Origin of the sequence: Pseudomonas sp. AL03, assembly GCF_029960815.1 — a bacterium.
In the GTDB taxonomy this organism is placed as follows: Bacteria; Pseudomonadota; Gammaproteobacteria; order Pseudomonadales; family Pseudomonadaceae; genus Aquipseudomonas.
Genome location: NZ_JASBRE010000059.1, coordinates 1 through 5,662 on the forward strand (window position 1 = coordinate 1; position 5,662 = coordinate 5,662).

Sequence of the window (5,662 nt, forward strand, 5' to 3'; positions counted from 1 at the left end):
GTTGGGCCGGGGAAAATTTTGGTTCGGTGACCATCCCGCGCATCGGCATGGAAGTCGTCGTCACCTACCTGGAAGGCGACCCCGACCAACCGTTGATCACCGGGTGTGTGGCCAACACCGTCACCTCAGTACCGTATTCGTTGCCCGAGCACAAAACCAAAACCGTATTGCGCAGCCACAGCTCCCCGCACACCGGTGGTTACAACGAACTGTCGCTTGAAGACCGCGCCGGGCAGGAAAAAATCTACCTGCGCGCCCAGCGCGATATCGAGCAACTGATCCTCAACGACAGCGACACCCAGATCGGCAACGACCGTCGCGAACAGATCACTCGGGACAGCCACAGCCTGATCAGCAACGACCGTTTCGAACAGGTGGGCAACCACAGCGCCAGCCTGATCAAGGGCGACGAGTTGCACACCACCCAAGGCGCGCGCAATACAGTGATCGGCGGCAACGAGCTGATCTCCGTTGCCGGAAACAGCAGCACCACGGCAGGCGGCACGTGGGTGATTCAGGCCGGTTCACAAGCCCACGTCACCGCTGTCAACGTGGTGATTGATGCGGGGATGAGCCTGACGCTCAAGGCTGGCGGTCACCACGTCGTGATCAGCTCGGGCGGGATCTTCAGCAGCGTGGCCATTGTCGAGGGTGGGGCGCCGGTGTCCGGTGCGCCTGTTCAACCCGCGCTTTCATTGGTTCCGGTGGCTGCGCAGGCGCTGATTGCGCCATCCCTGGCTGCGCAAAAACTGGCATTGGCTCAGGCAGCACAACAGGCCGCACCGATCTGCGTCGTGTGTCAAAAACTGACGGAGACATCGGCATGAGTCAGGCTTTCCTGCTGTTGGATCGCGCCCAGATTGAACATCTGCCTGAGCGTCTGTTTGAGCTGGGGAGCACAACGTTTCAATCGCTTTACCTCAACACCGCTTATGGGCCATTGGAGGAAGTCGGGCCGGTCTTGGTGCCTGTTGCTACCAATAGCCCGCTGGCCCAGACCTTTTTTCGGGACTGGAGCGCGATGTGTGGCATCTGGCTGGAGTCAGAGGCGCAAGAAGCTGTGGTGCTTGAGCATTTACGTAGCCTGATTCACGTGCGTGTCGAGGGGGATATCACGGTCTTGTTCCGTTACCACGACCCGCGTATCGCGGCATTGTGGCTAGCGCAGTTGCCCGCCTGCGAGCGTGATCGCCTGATGGGGCCGGTGCGACTGATCCGGCTCCCGGAACTGGATATCCACCAAGAACATCCGGATCAACCCGCTGCACCGTATGCGCATGAGCCTTGGTTGTTCCTGTCTGCGGAGCAACTGGAGTACTTGGGCACCGCCCAACGGCAGCGCTTCGCCCAACGGTTGATCGAACACTGCCAGCAGTACTTTTCCGAATACCTGCAAGGACTGGACGCCTTTGCACTGCAACAGTGGGCGTCTCACTGCCAGCACCGTGCCGGGCGTCACGGGTACAGCGCCATCGATGAAGTCCTGCTCTGGGCTCGCTTCCACGCGGTGCTGGGCACCGACTTCCCCGATGCACCTGATCACGCCGCTTACCGGAGGATGTTGGCCGAGCCCGGTGTATCGCTCGAGCAACGGCTGGATAACCTGAATGCCGAACTGACGCGTCAGCAGCTCACCGACAAGGAGTCCGGCGTATGAGCGCAGAAAAACTGGCGATGATCGACCGAGCCGCTCAGGCCGAACGCGCCGCCAAGGCACAGCCTCACGTCGACATCAACAGTACCCTTACGCCGTGCCCGGCCAGCCAGGCCGAAATTTTCGTCGTGCCCGTGCGTTATGCCTTGGCTGAAGAAAAGGCCGCCAATCCTTGCTGCGCTCCCGGCGTGACCACGCAAAGCCGGCCCATGGCGGCACGTCGGCTACGGGTCGGGTTTGTTTACCTGTGGCAGGACAAAGGCCCCCTTAAACGGTATGCCGTTTCGCCGAATGGCCAGCTCAAAGAACAGGCGCTGGAAGCCGACGCGACCCTGGTACTTGACGCCACCCTGACGGGCCTGGCCCTGGAAAAAATCCACGACGCGTGGATGCTCTACAGCGAGTTCCCACTGAACCCCGAGCACTGCCAATTGCTGAGCGACAGCAGCGCCAAACGCCGTGCGCACATGCGCCATGTGGTCTTGCGCACCGTGGCCAATGAACTGCAAGCCGAGCATTGCCCGCCGCTGGAAAAAGCCGTTGAGGTCATGGCCGAACTCATCCCCAGCACCTTCGCCCAGTCCATGAAAGCTGACCCGCAATGGGGCGCTGAGGATACCGGCGCGCTGGGCGAAACCGTGATGAAAGACCCGACGCCGGTCAACATCAAGGCCTACACCGACGCCATGCACCGCGTGCGTGAGCGCGAGAAAGCCATCGCCCAATATCCCGGCGCCCGCGACCAGCTGCCAGGCGAGTGGAGCGCCGAGCCGTGGGACGGTCAGGGCACTCAGGATTGGCTGGACAGCGCCAAGGCACAGGCCAAGGGATTATTTCCCGTGTTCGCCTGCCTGGATGACGATCTGGGCGTGCTGCGTGACATCAATCACGAGCAGGAATGGGTCGAGGCGGGTCACGAAAAATGGTTGGGCGAGAATAATGTTCGGCTGAGCATCGGCGGGTTTGTGCGCAGCCTGATCAGTGAAGATGGCGCCGAACTGGCCGGGTCCATCAGCTACCGCTACAAGGCTCGCGAAATCACCCTCACGCCCGAACAGGGCCAAGTCATGCTCGACACCCAGCATCGGCTGGATGAAGAACTCAAGGCTGAAACCCGGGCCCGTCAATACGGCGGTCAGCCCACTCAGACTGAAGCCGCCGCCCGCGATGCACGAATCGCAGCCATCGTCACCCCGGTACGGGCCTTTATTCCGGCGGACTTGTACAACGAAGTGGAATTCGTCGTCCGTGAATACCGCGCCGAAAAACACGCCAACCTCAACAACCATTTCTTCAGCGCCAAGGTCGGCGAATACATCGACCTCGAGGCGATGAATACCTGGTTCGCGCAGACCGCAGCGGCGCACTACCAGCAGATCGAACAGCGTCACACCGCGTTGTTTGCCGACCGGGGCGTGTACCTCAACCGCTCGCTCAGCAGCACCTGGTTTGTCGATTACTCCGACCTGGAAACGCGCCACTGGCTGACCGAACTGGCCACCGGCTGCCTGACCGCCCAATGCCTGCGCGCCCAGGGCGCCGAGCAATACGCCGACTACGTGCGAGCCGCCGACGGCGGCGCGCTGAAACAACTGTTCAACGCCTGGACGCCCTCGATTGATGCGGCCGTTAACAACACCTCTCGCCTGGGCGAGTTGATGGCGGCACTGGCTTCCGACAACATTAGCGCCACCTATCAGGTATTGGCGCCGTTGAGCGCAGCGGTTCTGGAAGACATCGCGGCCATGGCGCGGGACGTCAGCAACCAATGGAGTGTATTGGTCAACCGTCTGGCGGCTTCGCTGTTGTTGCTCAAGGGGGACGGCGCCTTCAGCCGCTCCTGGATGGGCGTCTTCATCGCCGCGCGGCTGGGCAGCGACACGCGTTTGCAGTTCGTGACCGAGGCCGGCCGGCAGGTGTGGAAGTTGTTGGGGCAACAGGCCGAAGCGCTGGGCGACTGGGCGAAGGCGACCGGGAAGGCGATTGGTGCGGGGCGGGTTGGGCGGATAGTTAACTCGCCTGTTGTGGCCAATAGTGGCGGGGTGGTGCCGTTGGCGGCGTTGTTGTTGAACGTGCTGAATGCGCATAACTATTTGAATCAGGCCGGGGTGGTGGAGGGGATGGACAGTCGGCGGGTGAATGACACGGTGTCGGCGACGTTGTATGCGGCGGCGGCTTTGGTGGCAGTGGTTGATAATCAGGTGCGGAAGGGGTTGGGGAAGGATCGGTTCTTTATTCGCTCATCTGCCGCGCCAACACTTACGCTGTTTGGTGGGGTGATTGGTGGATTGTCATTTGCCGCCGCAGTGAACGAATACAGATCTCTGCAAACTCAGCTAGAGCGAGCCCATACTCATGTCGATCCGTGGCTGGAGATGCGTCAGAACGTGGTCGCTGGGCAGGTCGGTGCTTTTGGTGCTCAGGCACTGTTGGGGATGGCCCAAACCGGCAGAGCCTTGGCGGGATTAGTCGAGGTCGAAGTCGCCATCTTGCGTTACACGCTGTACATGGGACCGTTGAACTGGATCATTGCCGTGTTGGGCGTGCTGTACCTGACTACCTGGTTCTTTGAGCGGACGCCTCTGCAAAACTTCCTGAGCTTCTGCTGCTGGTCAAAATTACGAGCTATTGATCTGGAACCTATCTCGCCTAAAGCCCAACAGGACGAGCTCGACCGGCTGTACCTCATTCTTTATACGCCTCGGGTCAGCATGCAAAGCAGCTCGGAGTCGACCGCTGGTAATGGCCCTTCAGGCCTCGCTTTCGTCAGTTCCATCAATGCCCTGACCATCGACTTGCCAGGTGCCGAGCCCGGCAGTGTCTACCTGGAACTAAGCATGGTCGGTGACCCGGAGGATACCCAAGGCTACCGCCATCTGATCAAAAACAGCCCGACCAGTAACTTCAAGCCACCTCGTCCTTGGCGAGATATGACACCTCATTGGCTGTCCAGCAGCGTCTGTCAGTGGATACCGTTTAAGGAAGGTCAGGGCTTACGCTTGAGCGGCCCCTTCAAAGAGCTGGAAAACGTATTGAGGACAAAACCCAGCACTGTTTCGCTACGTTTGCGATATCGCACGCCATTGACCGCGATACTCGGCGCCCGCACCTTTATCGGCGGCGAGCGAGGGCTTGCCTTTACTCTGAATGACTCAACTGGCGTGATAGAACTGCGGGCCGACCCGACACCCCAACTGGATCGTGTGCCCAATTACCCGCTCGGCGAGGACCACCCCGGCGCTATTTACCTGCAACCCAAGGACAAACGATGAGCACCCCACCGGCAGGCACCACGAAAAAACGGACTTTTTCGCGCAATGACTACCTGGCGCCATTACCCATCCCTACGGGTAGAAAACCCTCAGATGTGCTCAACACCATCTGGCGCAAGAACGAGGTGTTTCTCGATATTGGTAGCTACAGCATCGGTTCGGCGGTGATGGTTCTGTGGCCGATGGTATTGCTGTTTGCGCTTTTGAACTACATCACTCCCGATCCTCTGATATGGGGCGGAGGGCTAATCATCGTGGGCATCCCTATTTTGCTTGTGGTCTATGGCCTATTCCGCGAAGTGCCCTTACCCGTGCGCTTCAATCGCCAGCGCCGAGAAGTCTGCGTACCCCGCGACGATGGCGAGTACTGGATCGTGCCATGGGAGACCGTCACGGCAGCGGCCACACAGCACTCGTCGGTCAGTCAGGCCGGTAAAGCCACGATGGGCTTATTAATCATCGGTTTCGAAAACCCGGACCCGCAGGCCAAAGAAGACGACAAGCATTTCTCCCTAGGCTTCAACTGTGGGGGCGGCACCACGGCGATGGCGCTGTGGGAGTGCATGCGCAGCTACATGGAGATTGGTCCGGAGGCTGTTGAGGATCAGACGGCACGTTTCGACAGGTCTAAAGGGATATGGGCGACCTATCTGGACGATCTTGTAAAAGCTGCAAAATTGAGAGGTTGGCCTTTAACCATCTTGTGGGAAGGTTTCTGCGGGATCTTCATTTTCAA

Annotated in this window: 4 protein-coding genes; all 4 read left to right on the forward strand. The window is 59.8% G+C overall.

Annotation, left to right across the window (positions count from 1 at the left end):
- Nucleotides 1-827, forward strand: an 827-nt coding sequence (locus QK293_RS27205; RefSeq protein WP_282383378.1) for a phage baseplate assembly protein V, incomplete at its 5' end; no start/stop codon positions are given.
- Complete coding sequence (locus QK293_RS27210) at nucleotides 824-1,657, forward strand: DUF4123 domain-containing protein (RefSeq protein WP_282383381.1); 834 nt, start codon at nucleotides 824-826, stop codon at nucleotides 1,655-1,657. The genes QK293_RS27205 and QK293_RS27210, both read left to right, overlap by 4 nt.
- Nucleotides 1,654-4,926, forward strand: coding sequence for a toxin VasX (locus tag QK293_RS27215; RefSeq protein ID WP_282383384.1), 3,273 nt, complete (start codon nucleotides 1,654-1,656; stop codon nucleotides 4,924-4,926). Before QK293_RS27210 ends, QK293_RS27215 begins: the two co-directional genes overlap by 4 nt.
- A partial coding sequence (locus QK293_RS27220) for a DUF6708 domain-containing protein (RefSeq protein ID WP_282383387.1) occupies nucleotides 4,923-5,662 on the forward strand: 740 nt, incomplete at its 3' end. The genes QK293_RS27215 and QK293_RS27220, both read left to right, overlap by 4 nt.

Bases quoted from the DNA above. Each gene is read 5' to 3' on its own strand.
- QK293_RS27210 (WP_282383381.1), top strand. From the start codon at position 824: ATGAGTCAGGCTTTCCTGCTGTTGGATCGCGCCCAGATTGAACATCTG.
- QK293_RS27215 (WP_282383384.1), top strand. From the start codon at position 1,654: ATGAGCGCAGAAAAACTGGCGATGATCGACCGAGCCGCTCAGGCCGAA.